Origin of the sequence: Pseudomonas sp. D2002, from assembly GCF_013385735.1 — a bacterium.
Classification (GTDB): Bacteria; Pseudomonadota; Gammaproteobacteria; order Pseudomonadales; family Pseudomonadaceae; genus Aquipseudomonas.
In genome coordinates this window covers 37,758-62,997 of sequence record NZ_JACAPL010000001.1, presented here as the reverse complement: position 1 = coordinate 62,997, position 25,240 = coordinate 37,758, and the positions used below count along the sequence as shown (strand labels likewise).

Below are 25,240 nucleotides of genomic sequence, written 5' to 3'. Positions count from 1 at the left end.
CGGTTTTCCTCTTATCAGACGGACAGGCTGTAACGGCTCAAATTGGTCAACAGGTACGGGTCGTGGGCGATGGGGCCACGGCGCCCCGAATCGCCCAAGGCATGGCGCAGGAACGTCTGGGTGCGTTCGCTGGCGGGGTTCTGGAAGATCTGCGCGGCGCTGCCATGCTCGACAATCACGCCGTTTTCGGTGAAATACACCAAGTCGCTGATCTCTTCGGCGAAGCGCATTTCGTGGGTGACCAGCACGCAGGTCATGCCCTCTTCGGTGAGTTCGCGGATCACCGTCAGCACTTCGCCGACGGTTTCCGGGTCGAGTGCCGAGGTCACCTCGTCGAACAGGATCAGCTCCGGACGCATCGCCAGTGCGCGGGCAATCGCCACGCGCTGCTGCTGGCCGCCGGACAACTGGCCTGGATAAGCATCCGCCTTGTGCTCCATGCGCACCTTGGCCAGCAACGCTCGCGCGTCTTTCTCGGCGTCGGCGCGGTTGCGGCCCAGCACCTTGCGCGGGGCGATCACCAGGTTTTCCAGCACCGACAGGTGCGGGAACAGGTTGTACTGCTGGAACACAAAGCCGACGCGCTTGCGCAACTCGATACGCTGGGCTTCATGGGCCAGGGTGTCGACGCGGGTTTCACCCACGCGAATGCTGCCGCGCTGGGGCTGCAACAACCCGGTGATGCAACGCAGAATCGTGGATTTGCCCGAGCCCGACGGGCCGATGATCGACACCGCCTGGCCGCGATGCACATCCAGGTCAATGCCCTTGAGCACCGGGTTGCTGGCGAACGACAAATGGATATCCCGCAGGCTCACCAGGGGTTCAATAGAAGGCATAACGGCGCTCCAGGTGTTGGGTCAGGCGGGAAATCGGGTAGCAGTAGGCGAAAAACAGCACCAGCAGGCTCAGGTAAATCACCACGGTAAAGCCGGTGAGGTTGACGGTGTTGCTGGCGATCTGCGCGGTATCGATCACGTCATGCACGCCCACCAGTGAGGCCAGCGCGGTGCCCATGGTGACCACGGCGTAGAGGTTCATCCACGGCGGCAACATGCGCTTGAAGCACTGCGGCAAAATGATCGAACGGAACAGCTGGCCACGGGTAAACGCCAGCGACCGCGCGGCTTCCCACTGGGTGCTGGAGATCGAACCGATGGCGCCACGGAAGATCTCCGCCACGTTGGCACTCGCCGGCAAGGCCAGGCCGAGGGTGACCTTGACCCAGTCGGGGAACGACACATAGCTGCTGCCGATGTGGATTTCGAACGGAAATACGTAGGTGGTGAAATAGATCAGCACCAGCCACGGCGCATTGCGAAATACCTGCACCCACAGCCGCGCGACAAACCCCAGCGGCGACAGCGCCAGCGCGCCGATCAACAAGCCCAGCAACGAGCCGATGGCAATCGCCAACAGGCTGATCAGGATGTTCTGGCCAAAGCCTGCCACCAGTGCCGGCGACCACTGCCACAACGCCGACAGCACTGGAAATGAATCAATGGCCATAGCCGGGCATCCTCAGGCGCGCTTCCAGCCAGCGCCCCACACAATTGACGATAAAACTCAGCAGGCCAAAGAAACTCAGGATCAGGATCATCAGTTCCAGCACGTTGTCGCTTTGGGTCCAGATCATGATCGCGGCGTAGGTGATGTCACCCACGGCAATGGCCGAGGCCACGGCGGTCATCTTCACCAGGTCGATCAAGTTGTTGATCAGCGACGGCAAGGCAAAACGCAGCGCCAGCGGCAACTGCACGTTCCATAGCAATTGGCGCCTGTTGAAGGCCAGAGAGCTGGCGGCTTCCAGGGTCACGGCGGGCACCGCTTCGATGCCCGCACGCAAGGCTTCGGCGTGGAACGCGCCCTTGTGCAGGGAAATCACGATCACCACCCAGGCAAACGGCGTCAGCGGGTTGGCCGCGCCCACCGCCTGGGTCAGCAGCATGTTCAACACCAGGAACGCGCAATACAGCTGCACCAGCGTCGGCGTATTGCGCGTGACCTCGACAAACACCCGCGCCGGCTTGGCCAGCCACGGGTTGCCCGAAGTCAGCATGGCGGCCAGGCTGATGCCCGCCAACAGGCTGCCAATGAGGGTGAACAGGCACAGCCAGCCGGTGGTCAGCGCGCCCTGGACCAAGGTGCCGCGCTGGTAAGCGTCCAGCAGGAAGCTGTAGTTCAGGCCAAAGCCTGCGGCCCAATGAACAAACGCCTGCATCATTGCAACTGTCCGCAGGCGGCTGCGATACGCCGCCCGGCCTCAGCCACGCTGTCGGTCGCGGTGGCGATGGACAAGCGAAACCACGGCGACAGGCCATAGGCGCTGCCCGCCACACCGGCGACGCCCTCCTCCAGCAGCCAGGCGACCAGGTCTTCATCGCTGTCGATGCGCTGGCCGTCCGGGCGAGAGCGGCCTATTAGCCCTGCGCAGCGCACGAACACGAAAAAACCGCCCTGGGGTTCAAGCACCTCCAGGCCTTCCACGTTGTTCAACGCTGCAACCAGAATATCCCGACGCAATTGATAGGCCGCGACCTGCTCGGCGAGGAAGTCCAGCCCGCCGTTATAGGCCGCCAGTGCCGCCGCCTGCCCCACCGATGACGCGCCGGAGGTGGACTGCGATTGCACCACCGCCATCGCGTCGGTGAGGGTTTTCGGCCCGGCGCCAAAGCCGATGCGCCAGCCGGTCATGGCGTAGGTCTTGGACACGCCGCCCACCAGCAGGCAGCGGCCCTGCAAGTCGGGTGCGACGTTCAACAAACTCTGGGCCGGGCGACCATCGAAGCGGATGTGTTCGTACAGTTCATCCAGCAGAATCAACACCTGGGGATGGCGCCGCAGCACCTCGGCCAATGCCTGCAGTTCGGTTTCGCTGTACACCGCGCCGCTGGGGTTGCCCGGGCCATTGAGGATCAACCAGCGCGTGCGCTCAGTGATGTGTTGCGCCAGCTGCGCCGGCAGCAACTTGCAGCCCTGCTCCAGCCCACATTCGATGAAGACCGGTTCGCCGCCGTTAAAGCGCACGCTGTCCGGAAACGACGGCCAGTAAGGCGTCGGCACCAGCACTTGATCGCCTTCGTCGAGGGTGGCGGCGAAAGCATTGAAGATGATCTGCTTGGCGCCGTTGGCAATCACGATGGACGCCAGCGGGTAGTCCAGGTGATTTTCCCCGGCCAGTTTGCGCTGCACCGCCACGCGCAGAGCCTTGACGCCCGGCGTCGGCGTGTACTTGGTGGCACCGGCCGCGATGGCGGCGTAGGCGGCTTGCTTGATGTGTTCCGGGGTGTCGAAATCCGGCTCGCCGGTGGTCAGGTCGAGGATATCGCGCCCGGCGTCACGCAGTTCGGTGGCGCGGGATTTGGCCGCGGCGTTGGCCGACAGCGACACGCGCTGCACGCGTTTGGACAAGCGTACGGTCATGGCTGCACCTCAAGGACTTTGCCGGGGTTGAGCAGGTTGTGCGGGTCGAGCGCCTGCTTGATGCGGCGCATCAGGTCCAATTCCACCGGGCTTTTGTAGCGCCCCAGCATGCCGACTTTGCGCTGGCCGATGCCGTGTTCGGCACTGATCGAGCCGCCGTGGGCATGGGCGCTGTCATGCACCAACGCGCTCAACTCGGCGTAATGGGCCATGTGCGCGTCCACTGTCGAACCCAGCGGGTGTGCCACGTTGTAATGCAGGTTGCCGTCGCCCAGGTGCCCGAAGGTGAAGTTGCGCACGCCGGGGAAGTGCTGCTGCAGCAATGCATCGGTGTGCGCGACGAACGCCACAACCTGAGAAATCGGCACTGAGATATCGTGCTTCATATTGCGCCCGGCGCGTTTCTGCGCCTCGCTCATGTTCTCGCGCAGCAGCCACAGGGCCTCGCTTTGTGCCAGGCTTTCGGCGATCAAGGCATCACTGATGAGTTGCTGTTCGAAAGCATCGCCCAGCACCTGTTCGATGGCTTCGCGGGCATGCGCTTCGCCTTGATTATCGGAGAGTTCAATCAAGGCAAACCAAGGCTGGCGCGCGATTTTGAAAGGCTGCGGGCCGTCCGGGAACTGGTCGCGCAACAGCGCCAGGCAATCGGCGGTGAGCAGTTCGAAGGCCGTCAGGCTGGCGCCAAACCCGGCGCGGGCATGGGACAGGAACGCCACCGCCTGGGCCAGCTCATCGAAAGCTAATAGCGCGGTGGCCTGGGCCTTGGGCAGCGGGAACAGCTTCAAGGTGGCGGCGGTGATTATCCCCAGTGTGCCTTCGCTGCCGATGTACAAGTCGCGCAGGTCGTAGCCGGTGTTGTCCTTGCGCAAACCGCGCAAGCCATGCCAGATCTCGCCTTCGGCGGTGACAACTTCAAGGCCCAGGGTCAGCTCGCGGGTGTTGCCGTAACGCAATACCGCGGTGCCGCCAGCGTTGGTGCCCAGGTTGCCGCCGATGGTGCAACTGCCCTCGGCACCCAGGCTCAGGGGGAACAGGCGGTCGGCCTCACGGGCCACGTCCTGGATGTTCTGCAGGATGCAGCCGGCTTCCACCGTGAGTGTGTCGTTGTCGGTGTCGACCTGGCGCACGCGGTTCATGCGATCAAGCAACAGCAACACCGAACGCCCGCTGGCATCCGGCGTGGCGCCGGCCATCAGCCCGGTGTTGCCGCCCTGCACCACGATGGGCGTGCGCAAGGCCACGCAGGCGCGCACCACGGCGGCAACTTCGTCGGTGGTGGCCGGGTGCACCGCCGCGATCACCTGGCCGGTGTAGCGGCCCTGCTTGTCAGTCAGGTACTTGGCCGCTTCAGCACTGGTTTGCACATGGGCGGCGCCCAGCAGTTGTTGCAGGGTGGCGAACAGCGTGTCACTCATGGCTGTACTGCTCGTGCAGATCACGCAGGGCCTGGGACGGCGCCATGCCGGTGCGTTCGCCGAGGGCGATCAGGAAACCGCTTTTATGCCAGTCGCGCACAATGGCATCGAGCCTGGCCTGGGTATCGTGCTCGCCCTTGCGAATCCAGATCACCGATTTGGACGGAATCAGGTCGCCCGGCAGTGGAATTTCATAGCCGTCCCACTCGGCATCGCTGAGCAGCGCATGCATGGTCGGGCTGACGTGCACAGCCGCCACGCAACCGTTACCGCGCAACGACAGCAAGGATTCGGACTGGCTGCGGAACGCCTTGATCTGCGCGCCGTAGGTTTCCTGCAGCGGCTTGATGAAGTTGCTGCCCTGGGACACGCACACCGGCTTGTCCTTGAGGTCAGCCCACTGCTTGATACCCGCACCTTTGCGAATCAATGCCGCGCCGCCGACTTCTTCATAGGGCGTGGGCACGTAATCGAGGATCTCGGCGCGCTCTTCGGTGAATTGCATATTGGCGATCAGAATGTCGACCTTGCCCTGCTGCAGGAACTGCACGCGGTTGGGCGCCAGCACCGAGACCGTCTTGGTCTCCACGCCCAGCGCCTGGCCGATGCCTTTGGCCAGTTCGACGTTGTAGCCCAGGTGCTCGCCGGTTTTCGGGTCGAGGGTGCCGAACGGCGGGCCGCTGAGGATCACGCCGACACTGATGGCATGGCGTTGCTGGATCTTGTCGAGGGTGGCATCGGCGTGGGCGAAACCGGCGCACAGGGCCAGGCCAAGTGCGGTGAGGGTTTTAAACGGCATGCTCAGGCACCCTTGAACTGTTGTTGCAATTCCACCAGCGCCGGCGAGGCCGGGCTGATGCGGTTGCGGGTCTGGGCGTCGATCAGCCAGCCGCTGCGGTGCAGTTCCTTGACGATCGGGTCGAGTTTGGCCTGGGTGTCGCCTTCGCCGCGACGGGTCCAGATCACCGACGGCGCCGGTTTGAGTTCCGGGCTGATGGCGCGGTAGTCCTTCCATTCGGCGCTGTCGTTGATCAGCGGATTGATCAGCGTGGAGTCATGCACTGCCGCCACGCAGTTGTTGCCGCGCAGGGCCAGCAGCGATTCGGACGAGCTCTTGAAGGCTTTGATCTGCGCGCCGAACTCGGTCAGCGGCTTGACGTAGCTGCTGCCTTGGGAGGTGCACACGGGTTGGCCCTTGAGGTCTTCCCAGCGGGTGATCTTGCTGTCTTTGAGTACCGCTGCGGTGCCGCCGATGCGGTAGAACGGGGTTGGCACAAAGCCGAGGATTTCACCGCGCTCGGCGGTCCATTCCATGTTGGCGATCAGCAGGTCAACCTTGCCTTGCTGCAGGAACTGCACGCGGTTGGCGGGCAGTACCGGCACCAGTTGCACTTCGGCGTGCAGCTGGCGCCCCAATTCGTTGGCCAGGTCGACGTTCAAGCCCTTGGGCTTCTGCGTGGCCGGATCAATGCTGCCGAACGGCCCGCCAGACAGCAGCACGCCAACCACCAGCACATGGCGTTGTTCGATTTTGTCCAGCGTCGCATCGGCCTGGGCCGCCACACTGCCGCCCAGGGCGATCATCGATCCCAGGGCCACCGGCAACCATTTCTTGAACATCATTGGACTTCCCCCTGGCGAATGATCGGCGTACCCCGACCTGATGGAGGGGCATGCTAGGGAGAGTGCGGTTGCAACGGAAATGCAAATATCTCATATCGTTATAACTTGCCGTATAAGGGTGACCTTTGATTGAGGCATAACCCTTTATTTGCTGGCCTTGATAAAAATCAGCTTCAACAACACATTAATATCTGTAATGTTTAACTTCACACCCTTGATATAAAACCGCCTTTGGAAATGGCCTATGTCGACCCTCGACCTTGAACTGCTGCGCACCTTTATTGCCGTGGTCGACCACCACAGCTTCGCCGGCGCCGGCATGCACCTGGCGCGTACGCAGTCGTCCGTGACCCAGCATATGCAGCGCCTGGAACAGCAAGTGGGCGTGAGCCTATTTGAAAAGCGCGGGCGGCAGAAGCAACTGACCGAGCCGGGTTTGCAGCTGCTGCGGCATGCGCGGCAGATGCTGTCGCTGAATGACGACGCGCTGAATTCGCTGCGTGAAAGCAGCCTGAGCGGTGTGTTGCGCATTGGTTCGCCGCATGACATTGCCGACACGATTCTGCCGCCGATCCTCAGCCACATCGCCCGCTCGGCACCGCGTTTGCGTTTGGAAATCGATGTGGGGCGCAGCCCGTTTTTGATGGATGACTTGCACCGGGGCAAGGTGGACATGGTGATATCTACGCGGTCCGATCCGAACCTGGAGGGGTTTGCCTTGCGTACTTCGCCGGTGTGGTGGATTTGTTCGGCGCAGTACATTCACCAGCCGGGTGAACCGCTGCCGTTGATTCTGGTGGATGAGCCGAGCATATATCGGCGGTATGCGCTGGAGGCGCTGGAGCGGGCGAATATTCCTTGGCGGCAGGCGTACCTGGCGTCGAACCTGATCGGCATCAAGGCCGCGACCCGCGCGGGGTTGGGGGTGACACCGCGGAGCATGGAAATGCTCGGGCCGGATATGCGCGTGCTGGGGGAGACGGATGGGTTGCCGCGCATGCCTGAGGTCACTTACTACTTGTGGATTCGGCCGAATACGGCGAACCCGATTGCGCGCAAGGCTTATGATTTGATTCGGGGGAGTCAGGGGTTGTGATCGCGGGTACATATCCATTGAGGCTGTACTCAATCGAATGTGGGAGCGGGCTTGCTCGCGAAAGCGGTGGGCCAGTAACACATGAGCTGACTGAACCACCGCATTCGCGAGCAAGCCCGCTCCCACATTTTGGTCTCATTCCAATTAGATAGATTTAGCCGTTACCGAAGGAGTGGATAGGGACTCGACAATAACTCGGCGTAAAACCAGAGCCAACTCCGCTGCCTGCTCTGCCGTCAGCACATTCGTAAACCCCATCAACACCCCCTGCTCACTGCCAGGCTCCAGCATCCACCCCGATAACGGCTGAACAGCCAAGCCCGCGTTGTTTGCAGCCTCAACCACAACACAATCCGGCACCGAAACCAGCAACCGCGCCAGCAAGTTAATTCCCCCCGCCTGCTCATCCACCCGCAAAAACTCCGCGCAGTGCACCCCAAGCGCCGCCACCAACAACCGCCTGCGTTGCGCATACAAAAGCCGCATCTGCTTCAGGTGCCGCGTAAAATGCCCCTGCTCCAGAAAATCCGCCGCCGTCAGCTGCAACAGCTGTGCACTGCGCTGCTGCAACGCCTCGGCACTGCGGCCAAACGCCTCGACTAACGAAGCGGGCACCACCAGATACCCCAAGCGCAACCCCGGAAACAGCATCTTGCTGAAGCTCCCGGCATAGATCACCCGATCCCCCACGTCCTGGCTCTTGAGCGCCGCCAACGGCTGGCCCTGATAGCGAAACTCACTGTCGTAATCATCCTCGACCACCCAACTCCCCTGCTCCCGCGCCCACGCCAGCAACGCCCGTCGCCGCGCCGGGCTCAAGGCCACGCCCAAGGGGCTCTGATGCGCCGGCGTCACAATCGCCAACCGCGCCTGCCGATCGCGCTGCCTGCCGCGCTCAACGTCCAGCCCCTCAGCATCCACCGGCACCGGCACCAATTCTGCCCCCTGATGCAGTAACAACTGCCGCGCATGCAAATACCCTGGGTCTTCAAACCAGCAGCGCTGCCCCGCCATCTGCAGCGCATCGCACAACAGCGTCAGACACCCCGCATACCCTGAACACACAAACACCTGCTGCGGCGAACACTCCACGCCCCGGTACAACGCCAGGTAACTGGCAACCGCCGCGCGCAAGGCATGAGCGCCACGCACGTCGCCCATTGCCAGGCTGTCGGCATCGGTGCGGCGTACCTGCCGGGTAACCAACCGCGCCCACAGTTTGCGCGGGAATGCATCCAGCGCGGGCAGGCCCATTTGCAGCGGCCGGGGGCCGGAAGCGACCGGCGTAAAGGCCGGCTGCGGCTTCATCGGGGCGACTGGTATAGCCCCCGCAATCACAGTGCCCGCCTGCCCACGCGCCTCGAAAAAACCCTCACTGACCAGCAACTGATAAGCCGCCTCAACCGTACCTCGCGCCACCTTGAGTTCCAGGGCCAGGCTGCGCACCGACGGCACCCGATCACCCGGGCCGAGTTGGCCCTGGTCAATGGCCAGGCGAAAGCGCCGGTAAATTTCCTGGTATTTGGGCAGTGATGACATCGCAGACAAGCTCGGCAGAAACACACGGCCAAGTCTGATCATGTCCCAACCCACTTGTCCAATCATGCCCCTGTTGACCGGCCATCCCGCCGCCGAAAATGGCGCATCCCTTACCCCACAAGGAACGCCCATGAACCACCGTCTTGATTACGCCCAGGCCGCTCCCGTCGGCTACAAAGCCCTGGGCTCGGTGCACAGCTACATCCACGGCTGCGGCCTGGAGAAAGAGTTAATCGACCTGGTGTATTTGCGCGTTTCGCAACTCAACGGCTGCGCGTACTGCCTGGACGCCCATTCCCGCGACCTGCTCAAGAAAGGCGTAAGCCTGGAAAAAATCATGCTGCTGGCCGCCTGGCGCGAGTCGTTGCCGCTGTTCACGCCGCGTGAAAGCGCAGCCCTTGCGTGGGCCGAGGTGGTCACGCAGGTCGCACACACCCAGGTGCCGGACGCCGACTACGCCGAGGCAGCGGCGCTGTTCAGCGACAAGGAAATCGCCGACCTGACCCTGGCCATTGCGTTGATGAACGCCTTGAACCGCGTCGCCATCAGCTTTCGCAAAGTGCCGGCCGCGATCAAGGCCCACCTGGAGAACCTCAACGATGAATGACCACGTCGAATTCGTGCAGATGGAAACCGAGGCCGAGTACCTCGAATGCTTCGCGGTGATGCGGCAATTGCGCCCGCACCTGACTGACGCGCCAGCGTTCGCCGCGCAAATCCAGCGCCAACAGCAGAACGGCTACCGTTTGCTGGCCGCGCGCGAGCACGGCAAAGTGATCGGCCTGGCAGGTTACCGGCTCACGGAAAACACCCTGTACGGGCGGTTTATCTACGTCGATGACTTGGTGGTGGATGCCGCGCTGCAGCGTCGGCGCCTGGGCGAACAGTTGCTCGACCGGGTGCGTGAGGAAACCCGCGCACGGGGCTACCGCTTCCTGGTACTGGACACCGGCATGCACATGGCCCTGGCCCAACGCTTCTATTTCCGCCAAGGCTTGCTGCCACTGGGCATGCACTTTTCCCAGGACGTGAGCCAATGACCCGCGCGCTGTTGCTCAGTTTCAGCCCCCACGGCAAGGCCGCGCAGACCTTCAAGCTGGCGCGCGCCTTGCTCAGTGATCTGGTGCCCAACGCCGCTATCACCGAACGCGACTACGGCAGCCAGGCGCTGCCGCCGTTGACCCGCGAATACGCGAATGCCCTGACCACCCCAGGCGGGTTGAGCGGCAGCGCGACGGCCTTGTCGGAACAGTTGATCGTTGAGCTGGAAGCCTGCGATCTGCTGGTCCTCTGCACCCCAGTGCACAACTTCACTGTCCCTGCCGCGCTCAAGGGCTGGATCGACCATGTGGTGCGCATTCAACGCAGCTTCACGGTCAACCCGCAGTTCGAAAAGGTCGGCCTGCTCAACGACCGGCGCACCTTTGTGCTGGTCAGTTCAGGCAATGCGCGCAAGGGCCATGAACCGGACTTTCTCACACCATATGTGACCGCCATCCTGGCCACAGTGGGCATCCGCACGGTGCGTTTCGTCTATTTGGGCGCGATGGTGCGCGGCAAGGAGGCGGTCGATCAAGCCGTGGAGCAGGCACACCGGCAGTTATCCGAAGCAATCATTTCGGGCTGAGCCTGGGTCAGCCTGTGAGTGCCGGAATCGACTGGCCCTGTCCATGGGCCAGTCAACCCTCGTTACACCTTGGGCGACTCGACTTTCAAGCTGTTGACCTGCACAACTCGACTGGTTGACCCAGGTTTACGCGGGGCGTTGATCGTGATCATCGTGCCGTCGTTGGTGATGAATTTCGGCTTGGCCGTATCCTCTGTCGAGTCCTTGGGGTAGGCATTCTTGATAATCAGTGACCGACGTTCCCCCGGGTTATCGCCGTTCAATGTCGCCACCAAATCCCCCTCGGGCGTCACCCCCCAATCGTAGATTTGCGCGGCGCTGTAATCCAGCTTGATCACACTGTCGACCGGGTCGTTGATGATCACAGCCTGATGCCCCTTGTTAATTTCATAGGTGTTAAAACCGCCCTGGCCGACAATGTTGGCGCCGCCATTGACCACGATGACGTTTGCGCCTTTGCCCGTCAGCACCACGTCCTTATTGCCGTTCAAGATCAGGTGATTGTCCTGATCATCGCCCTGGATAAAACTTTCGCCATTTTCAACCGTGACGGCATTGGAAAATGAATGAAAATACGCAATGGTCGTTACACCGTTGGTTTTCGAGTCGGGTGTATTGACCGACACCGCGCCGGTTTTAAAGTTAATCACATGCCCTGAATAGGCGGCTCTTTGTGTCTCGCCAGCAACGCTGTAAGCGGTATTGAGTTCACCGGAAAAGCTCAGCGTGTTAGTGCCATCGCCCCCCCAGATTTCGGACGCTTTTGGGCTGAAACCGTTTTTCTCGGTGTCCGCCACCTGCCTCATCTGCTCGAGTGTCTGGCGTGCATCGGCGTTGAAGTTAAACGTATCGTCGGCGTCTCCCCCAGAGATCAATTTTTTGCCGCCGCCAAACGAAAAATAGTTGTGTTTTTTCATCACCCCCGTGACCACGTCATCCCCATCGCCCAACATCCATAACGTGCCGCGTTCTCCTCCTTGCACGCCTTCTACGGGTTTGATCGACATTCCGTTCCAGGTGTCTTCGGGCGCTCTGATATGATCATTACCGCCGCGCAAGTTGGCGCTCGGGACCTTGCCATCCACTTTAATCAGGCTCAGTAGCAAACTGGGAAGGTTCCACCACAGTGCGGGCATCAGCGGTACCTTTCCTGGAACCTGTGTGATCTCCACATCCGTGGCGCCAAAAACAACGCGCTCATAATGGTCCTTGCCTGGGCCTTCCAGAAACGCCTTGTACTGGGCCCTGGATTGGTCTTCGTGTGCCTTGGCGTACTTCGCTTGCAAATACGGTTTCATCACTTCATACCCCGGTGGAAATCCCAGGAATGACTTCAGGCCAAGCGTAAACTTCTGTTTACCTGTCAGTGGGGTGTATTTATTAATGTCTTCCACAGTGCGCACGGCTGAATAAATTGATTGTGCAACCATCAACCCACCCGCTATGACCAGCCCCGCCGGCCCTGCACCCGCGACGCCGGAGAGAAACGCGGCCCCCAAGGCTATCGAAGTAGCGGCATTGGCGACTGCAAATGCACCATTGACATAGTGATCCTGAGCGTCTTTACCGCTGCTACGCCCGGCCTTCTTGAACGAGTCGACAGCGTTGTAGACATCAAACGGAATACTGACACCCAAACCGACACCGCCGCCCATTTTGCCGATCATCTTGCCAACTGTGGCTGATTGGAACTTGAGTATTGTCGGTGCAGCGTTGCTGACGGCCTTGTGCGCGACTTTATTGAGTGCCACCTCCACGCCCATCCCAACGTAGTCGGCTCCCACGGCGCCAAGGCCTATGACACCTGCCGTGGTATCGCCACGTTGAATACTGTCAATGGAACTACGTATGCCTTGAAAGGAGCTGAAGGCCTGAAATCCAAGGCCTGCGGGATTACTCTTGCCCGCCCCATCGGTTGTACTCGAAGAAAAAAAACCCGCGGGGAGCGGCTTATTTCTGCGCTGCAAATCGCGTATGGCTGCCGAGTGTTGCGACATATCACTGAGGGATTTTTGCAGCGCCTCAGGGATGGATTTGCCATCGCGCCTGCTAACCAGCGGTGTGCCGGGCTCACGCAGAGAGGCGAACTCAGCAAGTACATCACCTGCGCGGGCGCCGGCATCGCTCGACTCGGACTTGAGATAGGCTTCAAGGCGCAGATAGTCGACCTGCATCGCGGCGACCATCTTGCTGCCCGTCGGATCATCGGGCAGCGGGCTCTCGATCGGTTGGCCATCAATGCTCACGCCCATTCTGTAAAGCTCGACACGGCTGACGTCCACTTCGCCGAACCGAATGGGGGGCTGGCTGGCATCGAGTGTTCGCAGACGCGCAACTACCGCCGGGTCAAGCGAGGCCGACGGGTTGTGCGGGGTTACCTTCGCTATTGGGGCCGGTGCTACCCTTGCGGGTTCGGTCGATGGCGTCACTACCTTGCCAGGTGGCTGAGTGATGGGTGCAGGCGCGATGCCTTTTGCGCCCGGGAAAAGTGTGTCGAGTGCTGTACTGGTTTGCTTGTCGAGCTTTCCTTCGTGCAGACGTGATGTGAACGTCTCTTCCATAAAGTCCCGTGAGCTTCTACCGGCACGCGCGCTGTGTTGTGAACCTGCGGGGCGAAACGGCTCCTTGTTACTGATGACCTCCAGGAAACCTTTGGCATCGGCTTTGTAGTAACCCAACATGCCCAACTTGCCAGCGATCAATGCAGCTTGTTTCTTGGCAACGCCATCAAGGCCGTTACCCTCAGCCCGGTGACCCACTCGGTCGGCCACGGTCGTGTTGCTCGAATCGACAGGCGCAAAAAAATCATCGCCGATAATCAACGTAGGCGGCCTGCTAAAGAGCATTTTCGTTTCCGGTTGATCGCCTGGCCTGGCAACAATCACGTCGATATCACCGGCTACTGCCAGTGCGTGTTTTGGGGTTTGCAACTGAATTCTCTGCAGCGCGGCTTCTACCGAACGGGCCACCTGTTCAGACCTTTTGGGGTCACTGCCCGCCGGGCTGACAATATGAAATTGGGTGTCTTCTACAGCCTTGGTGTGAAGATTGAACGACTTGCCCATTTGCGCCTCGGCCAGAGACGCTCGCTGTTGCTCTATGCGCTCGAAGGCATACGGATAGCCGACGGGCGTGCCCGCCGCGTTGAGGGCGTTGATCAACGTTCGCTCGAGTTCCCTCATGGGCGATAACAGCGGGGAGTCGGGGTGATGTTTCAAAAAGTTCTGGACTGACTTCAATGCACCTTTTGCATGATGGAATTTCGACATCCCTTTGGCGTCGTGCAGTTTCCCTAAGCCCGCTATAACCTGTTCATAATCGGCCTTTGCGTGCGCCGCAGGCGCAGGCGTCTGATGAGCAAAAGCGTCCTTCGTCGGCACATGCGTGGCGTCGATTACCTTCAGTTTATCAAGCCCTCCCAACGGCGCGTCATACATGAACCTAATGCCACTGGAGTCGCCGGAAAGCGCAGGCAAACGTTGGGGATCAAATACGCTGACCAGATACTTAGGGTTTTTAATATCGCGATTAAACGGGTCGTGAAAATCTTTCAATTCGGGGCTGGTAAAGATCCTTTTCAGCCCTTTTTCAAACGCCTCCCTGGAAAAAAACACCGTCAATCCAATATTCGGATCATTGTAATAATAGGTTCGCCCACCGGTATCATCTACGATCACTCCAGCGGACAACCGATGCTCATCGGCGCTGATCAGCAGTGTTTTGGTGGTCGGCGAACTGTAGAGCTGTGGCGCAATCTCGGTATAGGCTATCTCTTTCCTGGTAGCAGGATCATGCGCAACCCAAGCATCCGTCACCCTACTTTGTACGTAGGCCAACTTATGGAAAAACACTTGGGACTCGGGTGCGTCCGGATCCGCCAGTGCATTGTAGACATTACTTAAAAACGTATCCTGCTTGCCCTCGGCCACGGCCAACGACAGGAGGTGGATAAAACCTGCACATTGCCCGTCCGACAACTTGTTGATCACGGCGAGGTAATAATCTTGTGGCAGTGGCGTGATATTCACGCCTTTATCGGTCATCACCTTGGTGAACCGTCGAGCATCATCGTGTGGCAGAAGGAAGAGACGCTGTTCAAGCCGGTATCGGAGTGCCCCCATTTGCTGCGGACTCAACTCCGGGTCCAGCGCTAGCCTCATAAGTGCCAAGTCGCTCATCTTGGCATGATATTTGGGCAGTGCTACGGATGCCGGTGAGTCATAGCCTTGCTTAAATTCGCGATGACCTGTTCCCGCGGCGGCATCGCTCATCCTGGCAACAAAATGCTGCAGTACGTCCTCGTCCGCTACAGGGGTAGACGCACTTTTTGGGTCTGCATCCGCGGCACTTGACGTGTCCCTGCGTGTTCGACTGTGTTCGGAGGAAGCCGGTTGTTCATGCAGCAAGGGCTGGCTATAACCGGCGTACTGCTGAGTGGTAACTGGGAGTACTCGCAACATGAAGGCTTCCACGTATAAGTCAGTTGAAACGCCGCCCTGTAAAGGCATGTCGTAGAGGGGCCAACCTACAAATATAAAAAGGTGATCACTATCAGACTTATCTGCGCGCCCTCGCTCACTCGACTGGCCCATTCAGTTCCAGGTTTGTAGGTTCTTTTTTGTCCTCGCACGCCGTCTACGTCGGCCTCACAGCGGTGCGATGCAATCAGCGCTGGCCTATAAAAATAATGGCGCTAGAATCAGCGCCATTCTTGCGCCCGCCTCCCTGATACGAGCCCCCCATGAGCTTTGATTTCGACACGATCCACCCCCGCCTCGGCACCGGCAGCACCAAGTGGAACCGTTACCCGCAAGACGTCTTGCCGATGTGGATCGCCGACATGGATATCGCCGCGCCACCCGCCATACTGCAAGCCTTGCACGCGCGCCTCGACCAGCAGATCCTCGGCTACAGCGTTGCCGGACCCGATGTGCGCGACGCCATCGTCGCCGACCTGTGGGCCAAATATGCCTGGCGCGTGCAGCCCGACGAGCTGCTGTTTCTGCCCGGCGTCGAGCCTGGCTTCAACATGGCCTTGCACGCCTTCGTGCAGCCGGGCCAGCCGGTGGTGCTGCAAACCCCCAACTATCGGCCGATTCGCCTGGCGCCGGGCCACTGGAACCTGCCGCGCATCGAAGTGCCGTTCGAGTTGAGCCACGGCGAATACCTCACGCCAATGCCTGCCATGCTCCAGGCGCTCGCCGGCGCCGGCGCGCTGCTGCTGAGCAACCCGCATAACCCCATCGGCAAGGTCTTCCCACGCGAAGAGCTGCTCGCCGTCGCCAACGCCTGCCTTGCAAACGACACGCTGATCATCAGCGACGAAATCCACGCCGAGCTGTGCTTTGACGGCCGCCGCCACATCCCCACTGCCAGCCTCAGCCCGGAGATCGCCCAGCGCACCATCACCTTGATGTCGGCGAGCAAGGCCTACAACGTCGCCGGTTTGAAGACGTGCTTTGCCGTAGTGCAGAACGCCGACGTGCGCGAGCGCTTCAATAATGCGCGCTGCGGCATGGTCGACAGCGTCAGCCCGCTGGGCCTGGAAGCCACCCGCGCCGCCTACAGCCAGTGCAGCGAATGGCTCGACGCGTTGGTGCAGTACCTGCAAGCCAACCGTGACTACCTGCTCAACGCGGTAAAAACCCGTTTGCCCGGCGTAGTGATGCATGCCCCGCAGGGCACCTTCCTGGCGTGGCTGGATTGCAGCGCGCTGGGCCTGGATGACCCACAGCAGTTCTTCCTGGAACAGGCCAAGGTCGGTTTGAGCGCGGGAATCGAATTCGGTGATGACAGCCAGCAGTGTGTACGCCTGAACTTTGGTTGCCCACGGGCGATGCTGGAAGAGGGTTTGCAACGCATGGAACGCAGCCTGCAAAACCGTTGACACTGACGGGCACCTTGGCGGTGCCCATCAGCCTTCGTCACGGCTTAGGCTTTAGGCCTTAGGCTTTAGGCGTCACCTCAACCTTCATGCTATGGACCTGCACAACACGGTTGGATGAACCGGTCTGTCGCGGTGCACTGATCGTCATCATCACGCCGTCATTGGTGATGAATGTCGGCCGCGCCTTATGGTCTGGCGAGTCGTTGGGAAGCGCCTTCTTGATCACCAGAATCCGTGATTGATCGGAGGTATCGCCCGTCAGGGTCACGATCAGATCCCCCGAGGGTAACAGGGTCCAGTCCGAGACTTGTGCGGCGCTATAGTCGAGCCTGATGATACTGTCGGCAGGGTCTTCAATGACCACGGTGCTATTGGCCTGATTGGCCTTGTTAAGCAGGTAGGTATTGGCCCCACCCTCACCGACGACTTCAGCGCCGCCATTGATCACCACAAAGTTCGCGCCTTTGCCGGTGAAAACCCTGTCGATTTTGCCATTGAGTGTGAACAGATTGTTCTGATCATCACCCTGGATAACGCTTTGCCCTTGCGCCACCGTCGTCACATCAGAGAATGCCTGGATATGGGCGATTTTTTTCAAGCCGTCCGTATCGACTTTATAGTCTCGGTCTTTCAACCGGGTTGGGGTTCTGATTGAGACTGTATTGGTTTGCAAGTTGATGTGATGCCCCAGGTATTTGGTGGTTGTGTCCTGGCCATTCTCTTTGAACGTGGTGGTTAAAGGCCCGGAAAAGATCAACGCATTACGACCCCGCCCGCCATCGAGTACGCTCGCGTGGGCATTGCTGTCCTGGTTGGGCGCTTGCTCCACCTCGCTGGCTTGCTCCCGTGCCTGGCGTGCATCGGCATTAAAGACGAACTTATCGTCCGCCTCGCCGCCCTTGATCCCTTTTTTGCCGCCGCCCATCACGAAATAGTTGGGTTTTTGCTTAATGCCCTCCACCCAGTCATTGCCATCGCCCAAGTCCCAGTAGGTGGCTTTGTTTTGCCCTTGCTCGCCTTCTACCGTGTTGACCGGCTTTTGGTTCCAGGACGTGAGGTCGCTGGAAATATGATCCTTGCCACCTTTTGCGCTCACCTGCGGCACCAGGCCCGGCGCCGGGATAAGGTTCAATAGCCACGTGATGGGCGAATACCAAAGTGACGGTGTCAGCGCAACGCTTCCCGGTACCCGCTTGACCTCTACGTCGGTCGAGCCGATCACCACCCGCTCAAAAAACTCTTTGCCTGGCCCCTTGAGAAAATTCTCGAAGCGGGTCCGGTTATTTTCGTCATTCGCCTTTGAATAGTTGGCTTCCAGGTAGGGCTTCATGACATCGAAGCCTGGTTCAATCCCCAGGAAGAACTTCAGGCCACTGCTGAATTTTTGCGGGCCGGTCAGCGGCGTCACGCCATCAATGTCCTCTACGCCACGCACCGCCGTATAGATCGCTTGCGCCGACATTAACGTCGCCGCCACCGCCATGCCCACTCGGGATGAAGCCCCGCCGCGGGTCATAAACGAGGCGCTCAAGGCAATCGAAGTGACCGCACCCGCGACGGCCATCGTACCGTTCACATAGTGATCCTGAGCCTCTTTGCCCGTGGTTTTTGTGGCTTTGGTGAATGAATCGATGGCGGTGTAGATATCAAAAGGCACGCTCAACAGCGAGCCGACTCCACCACCGGCCTTGCCGATCATTTTGCCGAGGCTGCTGGTCTTGAAGCCGGCAATGCTGGGTGCTTGGCTGCTGATGATCTTTTGCGCCGCGCGGTTCATGGCATATTCAGCGCCGTCACCTGCGAAATCCGCCACGACGGACCCCAAATTAATAACCCCTGCCGTGGTGTCTCCACCCTCCAGGTTCTGGATGCCACTGCGCAATTGATGATAAGTCGAGAAGGCTCGCATCCCCAGGCCTGCGGCGGTAGTCGCGCCGACCTTGCCAGGTGCTTCTGAAGCGAAGAAATCCTCAGGCAGCGGCTTGCCGCTGCTCTCCAACGCGCGCAGCTCATCAGCGTGTTGAGTAATCTCACGGATAGGTTTTTGTAAGGTCTCAGGCACCAGGCCGCCATCGGCACGGCTGATCAAGGGCGCCACTGCAGAGCTGCGATTAGCGGCCAAGGCCTCAACAACATCGGTTATACGCCCAGTCCCATCCTCCGACGCAGTTCTGCGATAGGCCGCAAATTGCACGTAGTCGATCTGCAGGGTGTTGGCGAGCGTGCGCCCCTGCGGGTTGGCCAGCGCGCTTTCAATCGGCTTGCCATTGAGCGTGGCACCCATTTTGTAAAGCTCGACACGACTGACTTCCACCTCACCGATTCGCAAGGCAGGCTGGGTATCATCAAGTAATTTCAGGCGCTTCACTTGATCCGGGTCGATGGTCACCCCACTGGCGGCCGGTGGTGTGACGGTCACAGGCACCTGGGCAACGTCGGGTAACGGAAGAATCGTGCGGATTGACGTTTCGATCTGGTTGTTCAGTGCGCCATCGTAGAGACGGGCGGTAAACGCTTGCGTCATGAAGTCCGCTGAACTTCTGGAGGCGCGCGGGCTGAGGTGACTACCGACGCCACGAAACGGTTCGGGGTTGTTGAGCATCTCGAGGAACGCTTTGGAGTGGTTTTTGTAATAACTCACCATTCCCAGCTTGCCGGCGATCAGCGCCGCTTGTTTTTGCGTGGACGGGTCGCCGCCATCCGCTTGGGCCTCACGGCCAATACGGTCGGCAACGGTGCTGTCGGCCGTGGTGGGAGCGGCAAAGAAATCGTCACCTATGACCAGAACCGGCGGTTCGCCCAAGCGCAATTGTGTTTCCGCTTGATCGCCGGGGTTGGCAATGACCACTCTGATCTTCTCGCCCACCGCCTCTGCGGCGGCCGGATCACGCTGCAAGAGTTTCTTCAGTGCTGCGTCGACCGCATCGGTCACCGCTTTAGTCCGGCTGGGGTGGGTGCTGCTATTATTTTTTATATCAACAGACTTGCCCTGAATACGCTCGGTCTTGAATTGCGTAGGTGAACCGATTGCCTGCTCTGCCAACCTGGCACGGTCTGCCTCCATTCGCTCAAAGATATACGGAAAGTCGACAGGCGCCTCAGCCTCATTGATCACATTGACCAACTTTTGCGCAAGTGTCTTCATGACTGACATAAGCATGGAGTTTGGATGATCAGCCATAAAGTACTTGACCGAGTCCAACACGGCCAATGTCTTGTGATATTGAGCCATGCCTTTACCCGCCTGCACGTCGTCCAACCCTTGCAACACCTGATCATACTGTTTCGAGGCATCACTATCGGGGGCCGGGGCCTGCTGGCGTATATCTTCCGCGGTCGGCAGCCGTGAGGCATTGATTACCTTGACCTTATCGAGCCCGTACAAGGGCGCGTCGTACATAAACTTGATGTTATTGGTGTCGCCGGACACTTCAGGTATGTGATTGCGGTTAAACACGCTGATCAAGTACTTAGGGCCGTCAGAGTAGCCCTGCAACGGCTGAGTCAAATGCTGCAGCCTTCTGTCGGTAAAGACTTTTTGCAGCCCCTCTTCAAAAAGTTCGGCGGACGCAAACTTGGTAGGACCGATATTTGGATCGGTATAGTAATACGTTCGGGTATTCCCCGGCCCCACGATCACGCCCGCCGTCAAACGATGGCCTTCGCTGCTGATCAGTAGTGTTTTGGTGGTGGGTGAATCTTTAAGCAGTGGAGCGATGCTGGTAAAGGGCGCCACTTTAACCGTGGCAGGATCATGCGCAATCCCACGGTTTTTCAGCTTGCCTTGAACCTTGGCAAGCGTTTGGAAGAACGCTTGGGACTCGGGTGTGTCCGGATCCACAGTTGCCTGGAAGATATTCCCCAGGAAGATGTGCTCTTTACCCTCTGCCACCGCCAACGAATGCAAATGTGAGAACCCTGCGCATTCGCCACCGGCTAATTGGTTAACAATCGCCAGGTAGTAACTTTGGGGATTGCCTGTGGTGGTCACGCCTACCTTGGTCATGACCGAGTTATAGGCCGCTACGTTGTTACCCGCCGCACGCATGACGCGATGTTCACTCCAGTACTGCAAGGCCCCCAGTTGGTCCGGATCGAGCTCGTTATCCAGCGCAAGCCTCATAAGCGGCAATTGTTTCATTGATGCAGAATAGTCGGGCAATTTCACAGACGTGGGTGCCTTATAGCCCTTCAAGTAAAGGTCAGCGTCGGCGCCGTACTTGGCCTGTATGACTTTTGCTTGAAAAACCGCAGGCACTTCCTCATCCGGAATAACCTGACGAGATGCGGTTGCAGTCGATGTGTCGCGGCGGGCACGATGATGTTCAGAAGTATCGGGTTGTACGGAAGACGCTGCCAAAGTGTCGCGAGCGGGTACAGCGGGAGGAGAAAACAGGGTTGTTATCGGAGTAGATATGTTCATGATTATTTCCGAAATATAAACTTACTAGTTTGACCTCCCTGGCGAATCGAGTCCCACCCCGCAAACGTACAAGTAGAAAAACAGCAAAACGATCAGACTTATCCGCCAACGCTTCGCGAGGGTTTTACAAGGTGTTTTAGTTCGGACATTTAATGTTAATACGGGCGGTAAAACCTCGATTAAGTAACGACTTATTCTTAATCAATCCCCGGCCGTGACTCGCCCTATTTCACAACGTTTCGCAACGTGGGCCCAGCCTCGGCTGTTACTGTTTTTGCCTATCCGTCCCACCGGCAACAGCAGGAGTTCCATGGCATGGCCACCCAGCCTCTCGATCGCGCGTCCGACCCTAAAGCCCTTCCCAGCACGCCATCCAAATCGAGCGCCGCTTTTCACGTGCTGCTCAAGAACAGCGCCAACAAAAAAGTCGAAGCCCAGGACAAGCCGCCCTCGGGGCTGGATACCAGCAAGAAAGACGGCTACGAACTCGCCGCCAAGGACGCCACTCCACCGCCGGCCCTGTCCGACTACAAGGCCATTGGCCCGCCCGATGAAGTCGGCCCGGGGTTGATCCGCTACGAAACCCAGGACGGCAAGAAAGTCATTGTCAGCGAACAGGACAGCCCGGATCTGTTCAAGCAAGTCAGCGCCGACTTCAAATCGCTGACGGGCGTGGTTGCCAGCCAGAACGCCGGTTACCAAAGCCTCGGCGCCGATGGCAAGGCCCCGGAAAAACTCGCCGACTACAAATCCCTCGGGCCGCCGGATGAGACCGGCCCTGGGGTGATCCGCTATGAAACCCAGGACGGCACCAAGGTCGTCATCAGCCAGCGCGACAACCCCGAAGCCTTCCAGAAAGCCAAGGACGACTATGCAAGTTTCAGCGGCCTTTCCAGCAGTGAAGACGCCGGCTACAAGCGCGCCGGCGACAACGAAGTGTGGCCGCCCTACGCCGGCACCACGGTCGGCCCTGAAGATGAAGTCGGCCCGGGCCTGATTCGCTTTGAAAGCAACGGCCAGAAGATGATCGTGGCGCGTGATGACAACCCCAAGCTGTTCGACTACCTGGCGGGCCTGCACGCGGTCTATACCGACCCGGGCAAGAAGGCCGTGGTCGAAGGCGAGTTGAATAACGGTGCAGCGCTGGCCGACGCCAATACGCCGGTGCCGGGCCTGAACGACTACAAGACTTTCAGTTGGAACAACGACCAGAAAGACAGCATCCTCACCTACGAACTGCACGATGGCACCAAGGTGGTGGTGTCTTCCGACGTCAGCCCCGAGTTGTTCAAGAGCGTTGCCACCGCACACGACACCTGGGACAAGATCCACACCAGCGAAAGCGAAGGCTACAAGCTCGCCGGGCCGAATGACTTTCTGAAAAACACAGATATTACCTTCGGCTCACCCGACGAACTCGGCGATGGCCTGATCCGCTATGAAACCAGCGAAGGCAAGGTCATCGTCTCCAAGGAACTCAGCCCGCAGCTCTACGATGACGTCAAGGCCAAGTGGGACGCCTTCAGTGCCGGCGCGGTCGACGACACCCGCGCCAAGCACAACCTGCCCAAGGCCGGCGACCTCGATGTACTGAACATGGACACCGGCGTGCACGCCGATGAAAAGGACGACAAATCGCCGACCCTCAGCGTCAGCGAACTGGCCACCACCCAGTTGATCGACACCTACCGGGCCGGCGTCAAGGACGGCTCGATTGCCAAGGACGACCCACGGGCCAAGCTGGTGCGCGCGCTGGAAGCACAAGCCGCCTACCAGAACGGGCACGGCATCACCGGCTATGAGGAGGCTCGCCGCCCGTTCAACACCACTTGGCGTGAATCCGACAGCAAGCAGACCGAGCTGACCTCGGCCGACATGCACGACATTATCGACGGCAAAGCCGTGCAAAAGCAGATCGGCGAGCTGTTCAACGACCCGACGGTGCAGGCCGACTACAAGTCGAAGATGGACGATGCGATCAACAAACTGCCGAACAAGGACGAGATCAAGCAAAAGCTGCTCGACCTGACGTCCAACCCGGATTACGTGCTGTACCTCAAAGACCTGCAAGACCAGGGCAAGACCTCCGAGGCGCAAAAAGACCTCAGCGACACGCTCACTTCGCTGTCGCTGTTCGACCCCGAAGCGGCCAGCAAAGCGGCACAAAACATCCAGGCCGATGGCTTGACCACCGACCTTAATACGATTCTGTCGGACCCGAGCAAGATCTCCGACGAGAACAAAACGCTTGCCACCAAGGACCTGTTCGGCCTGCTCAAAGGCGTGTTGAAGGGCACCTTGCTCGACCTGCCGCGACGCTCCCAGGAAACCCTGGAGAAATTCCTCAACGAAGGCCTGGAAGGCAAGGAAAAATCCGCCGCCGTCACCAAGGCGCTGGAAGAGTTGGGCGAGGTGTACAAGAACAACGGCTCCATCAGCGAAGCCGACCTGAAAACCGCGCTGAGCAAACCCTATATTCCGGTGGCCGACCGCGGCATGCTCGGCGAGGTGTTCCACACGCTGAACAGCAAGGGCATCCTCGGCTCCCTCGGCGCTGGCGTGACCATGTTCTCGGCGATTTACCAGTTGGTCGGCAAAGGTGGCAAGCTCGGTGAAACGCCGGCGCAGCGCATGTCGATCGCCAAGGACTTCTTGAGCTTTGCCGGTGGTTCCAGCCACTTTGTGCGCCTGGGCGACAAGATCGGTGAGACGCTGGGCAAAGGCGGCCTGGTGGATTTCCTCGGCCTGGACAAGACCTTGCCGGAGATCTGGGGCAAGACCGGCCTGCAGGAGCCGAACTTCGAGTTTCGCGTCAGCGATTTGCCTGCCGATGTCAAAACCAAGATCAGCACCGCACTCGACGCCGTGCCCGACAGCCAATACGACGGCATCTCGAAGATGTTCGGCGAGGGCGACAAAGCCGTCACCGAAGCCACCGAAGGCCTGGCGACCCACCTGGATGACGGCCTGGCCGCCGCAGGCGCGGCCAAGTTGGGCGCGTCCAAATCGGCGAAGATCGCCGGCTCAGTGATCAAGGTACTCGGCCCGGCCACCGACATCGCCGGCGGCTTTGCCGATATCGTCTTGGGTGCGCTGGCGATCAAGAGTGGCGTGCAGAGCAAGGACCCGTTGGCGCAAGCCGCCGGCGGCCTGCAAGTGGCGGGTGGCGCTTTCGGCGCCTCGGCCGGGGTGTTGGGCGCGGCCGCACTGTTTGGCGTGGGCACGGCAGCGGCCCTGACCGGGCCGTTGTTTCTGGTGGGTGCGGTGCTGGCGGTGGTGGGCGGGATTATCGGTTTCTTTGTCGACCACAACAAAAAACAGAAGGCTACCAACGCTGAAAACGATTGGTATCGCGACCTGGCAGGTGATGGGTTATTGCAAGGCGACTGGGCGGAAAAAGTCGAGTACGCCCACTACGAAATCCACCATTACCACGGCCGCGACACGCCGACGGATGACAGCCTGTTTCGCTTCCAGCAATCGGAATGGGAACACTTCGAGCAGACGCCGGGTAAAGGCGGCTCGTCGAGCAACCGCCTGGATGGTGATTTGCACAAGGACTACAAAGACCCCGACGCACCACCGCCAAACCTGCCGAGCGATGCCCCGCCGGACAAACCGCAACCGCATCAACCGGGTGGTGGTGGGCCGCGCATCAACTGACAACGATGGGAGGGAGCTTGCTCCCTCCCACATCTGGATAGGGTTTACAGCTTGGCAATCGAGACTTCGGTCGACTTCACAAAGGCAATCACTTCACTGCCCACTTTCAATTCCAGGTCGCGCACCGAGCGCGTGGTGATCACCGAAGTGACGATGCCGGACGCGGTTTGCACGTCAATTTCGGACACCACTTCGCCCAGCAGAATCTCCTTGATCACGCCCTTGAACTGGTTGCGCACGTTGATGGCTTTAATGGTCATGTCGGCTTTCCTTTTGGCTGTTGGGTCAATCCGCACGAATGCGCAGGCCCTCAAAGTGCGCCATCTGAAAGGACATTAAAAGGAATATATAACTATTTATTTATTCTATATAGATATATATGCACTGTTTGCCTGGCAACAGCTGATCAACAAACTGCTCGTCCACGTCACAGCGTCATTGGCCTAAAGCCTCGCAAATACGCCTCCGTACTAGATGGCACAGAGACTGCATATTCCTACAAAGCATGATGGAACATGTCGATTCGATTTTCTGAATATAA

The 25,240-nt window shown here is 59.5% G+C and carries 17 protein-coding genes; 6 read left to right on the top strand and 11 right to left on the bottom strand.

Annotated features, from left to right (window positions below; all coding sequences use genetic code 11):
- Positions 1-14 precede the first annotated feature (14 nt).
- The 7 genes from HX783_RS00245 to HX783_RS00215 are packed head-to-tail and all read right to left on the bottom strand — an operon-like array spanning position 15 to position 6,464.
- Complete coding sequence (locus tag HX783_RS00245) at positions 15-839, bottom strand: amino acid ABC transporter ATP-binding protein (protein ID WP_177015496.1); 825 nt, start codon at positions 837-839, stop codon at positions 15-17.
- A complete protein-coding gene (locus HX783_RS00240) occupies positions 826-1,509 on the bottom strand; it encodes an amino acid ABC transporter permease (RefSeq protein WP_177015495.1) in 684 nt (227 codons plus the stop codon). Before HX783_RS00240 ends, HX783_RS00245 begins: the two co-directional genes overlap by 14 nt.
- Positions 1,499-2,224 (bottom strand): amino acid ABC transporter permease, encoded by a 726-nt coding sequence (locus tag HX783_RS00235; protein ID WP_177015494.1) that lies wholly within the window; start codon positions 2,222-2,224, stop codon positions 1,499-1,501. Before HX783_RS00235 ends, HX783_RS00240 begins: the two co-directional genes overlap by 11 nt.
- Entirely contained in the window at positions 2,221-3,423 is a 1,203-nt protein-coding gene (locus tag HX783_RS00230) for an aminotransferase class I/II-fold pyridoxal phosphate-dependent enzyme (protein WP_177015493.1), read from the bottom strand. The genes HX783_RS00235 and HX783_RS00230 overlap by 4 nt, the downstream gene beginning before the upstream one ends.
- On the bottom strand, positions 3,420-4,841 hold the full coding sequence (locus HX783_RS00225; protein ID WP_177015492.1) for an FAD-binding oxidoreductase: 1,422 nt from the start codon (positions 4,839-4,841) through the stop codon (positions 3,420-3,422). Before HX783_RS00225 ends, HX783_RS00230 begins: the two co-directional genes overlap by 4 nt.
- Positions 4,834-5,640, bottom strand: a complete 807-nt coding sequence (locus HX783_RS00220) for a transporter substrate-binding domain-containing protein (RefSeq protein ID WP_177015491.1) — start codon at positions 5,638-5,640, stop codon at positions 4,834-4,836. Before HX783_RS00220 ends, HX783_RS00225 begins: the two co-directional genes overlap by 8 nt.
- A gap of 2 nt (positions 5,641-5,642) precedes the next feature.
- Positions 5,643-6,464 carry a transporter substrate-binding domain-containing protein gene (locus HX783_RS00215; RefSeq protein ID WP_177015490.1) on the bottom strand — a complete coding sequence of 274 codons (822 nt, stop codon included), beginning with the start codon at positions 6,462-6,464 and terminating at the stop codon, positions 5,643-5,645.
- A 244-nt stretch (positions 6,465-6,708) separates the two neighbouring features.
- Here HX783_RS00215 and HX783_RS00210 point away from each other — a divergent pair, with 244 nt between their 5' ends.
- Entirely contained in the window at positions 6,709-7,560 is an 852-nt protein-coding gene (locus tag HX783_RS00210; protein WP_159956917.1) for a LysR substrate-binding domain-containing protein, read from the top strand.
- Between the two features lie 144 nt (positions 7,561-7,704).
- Here HX783_RS00210 and HX783_RS00205 read toward each other — a convergent pair whose 3' ends face one another.
- A complete protein-coding gene (locus tag HX783_RS00205; protein ID WP_177015513.1) occupies positions 7,705-9,099 on the bottom strand; it encodes a PLP-dependent aminotransferase family protein in 1,395 nt (464 codons plus the stop codon).
- Positions 9,100-9,229: 130 nt separating this feature from the next.
- On the opposite strand from HX783_RS00205, the gene HX783_RS00200 reads away from it, so the two are divergent.
- From HX783_RS00200 to HX783_RS00190, 3 genes are read left to right on the top strand one after another with little or no spacing between them, the layout of a single operon-like run.
- On the top strand, positions 9,230-9,706 hold the full coding sequence (locus HX783_RS00200) for a carboxymuconolactone decarboxylase family protein (RefSeq protein WP_177015489.1): 477 nt from the start codon (positions 9,230-9,232) through the stop codon (positions 9,704-9,706).
- Positions 9,699-10,139, top strand: a complete 441-nt coding sequence (locus HX783_RS00195) for a GNAT family N-acetyltransferase (RefSeq protein ID WP_159956921.1) — start codon at positions 9,699-9,701, stop codon at positions 10,137-10,139. The genes HX783_RS00200 and HX783_RS00195 overlap by 8 nt, the downstream gene beginning before the upstream one ends.
- A complete protein-coding gene (locus HX783_RS00190) occupies positions 10,136-10,726 on the top strand; it encodes an FMN-dependent NADH-azoreductase (protein ID WP_177015488.1) in 591 nt (196 codons plus the stop codon). Before HX783_RS00195 ends, HX783_RS00190 begins: the two co-directional genes overlap by 4 nt.
- A gap of 62 nt (positions 10,727-10,788) precedes the next feature.
- Here HX783_RS00190 and HX783_RS00185 read toward each other — a convergent pair whose 3' ends face one another.
- Positions 10,789-15,186, bottom strand: a complete 4,398-nt coding sequence (locus HX783_RS00185) for a hypothetical protein (protein ID WP_256347078.1) — start codon at positions 15,184-15,186, stop codon at positions 10,789-10,791.
- 281 nt (positions 15,187-15,467) lie between these two features.
- On the opposite strand from HX783_RS00185, the gene HX783_RS00180 reads away from it, so the two are divergent.
- Positions 15,468-16,613 (top strand): MalY/PatB family protein, encoded by a 1,146-nt coding sequence (locus HX783_RS00180; protein ID WP_177015487.1) that lies wholly within the window; start codon positions 15,468-15,470, stop codon positions 16,611-16,613.
- A 58-nt stretch (positions 16,614-16,671) separates the two neighbouring features.
- On the opposite strand, the gene HX783_RS00175 is transcribed toward HX783_RS00180, so the two are convergent.
- Positions 16,672-21,036 (bottom strand): hypothetical protein, encoded by a 4,365-nt coding sequence (locus HX783_RS00175; protein WP_256347077.1) that lies wholly within the window; start codon positions 21,034-21,036, stop codon positions 16,672-16,674.
- A 315-nt stretch (positions 21,037-21,351) separates the two neighbouring features.
- Between HX783_RS00175 and HX783_RS00170 the strand changes: the two genes are divergently transcribed.
- Entirely contained in the window at positions 21,352-24,699 is a 3,348-nt protein-coding gene (locus HX783_RS00170; RefSeq protein WP_177015486.1) for a hypothetical protein, read from the top strand.
- Between the two features lie 44 nt (positions 24,700-24,743).
- Here HX783_RS00170 and HX783_RS00165 read toward each other — a convergent pair whose 3' ends face one another.
- Positions 24,744-24,959: a molybdopterin-binding protein gene (locus tag HX783_RS00165; protein ID WP_003173733.1), complete on the bottom strand. Its 216-nt coding sequence runs from the start codon at positions 24,957-24,959 to the stop codon at positions 24,744-24,746.
- Positions 24,960-25,240: the final 281 nt, after the last annotated feature.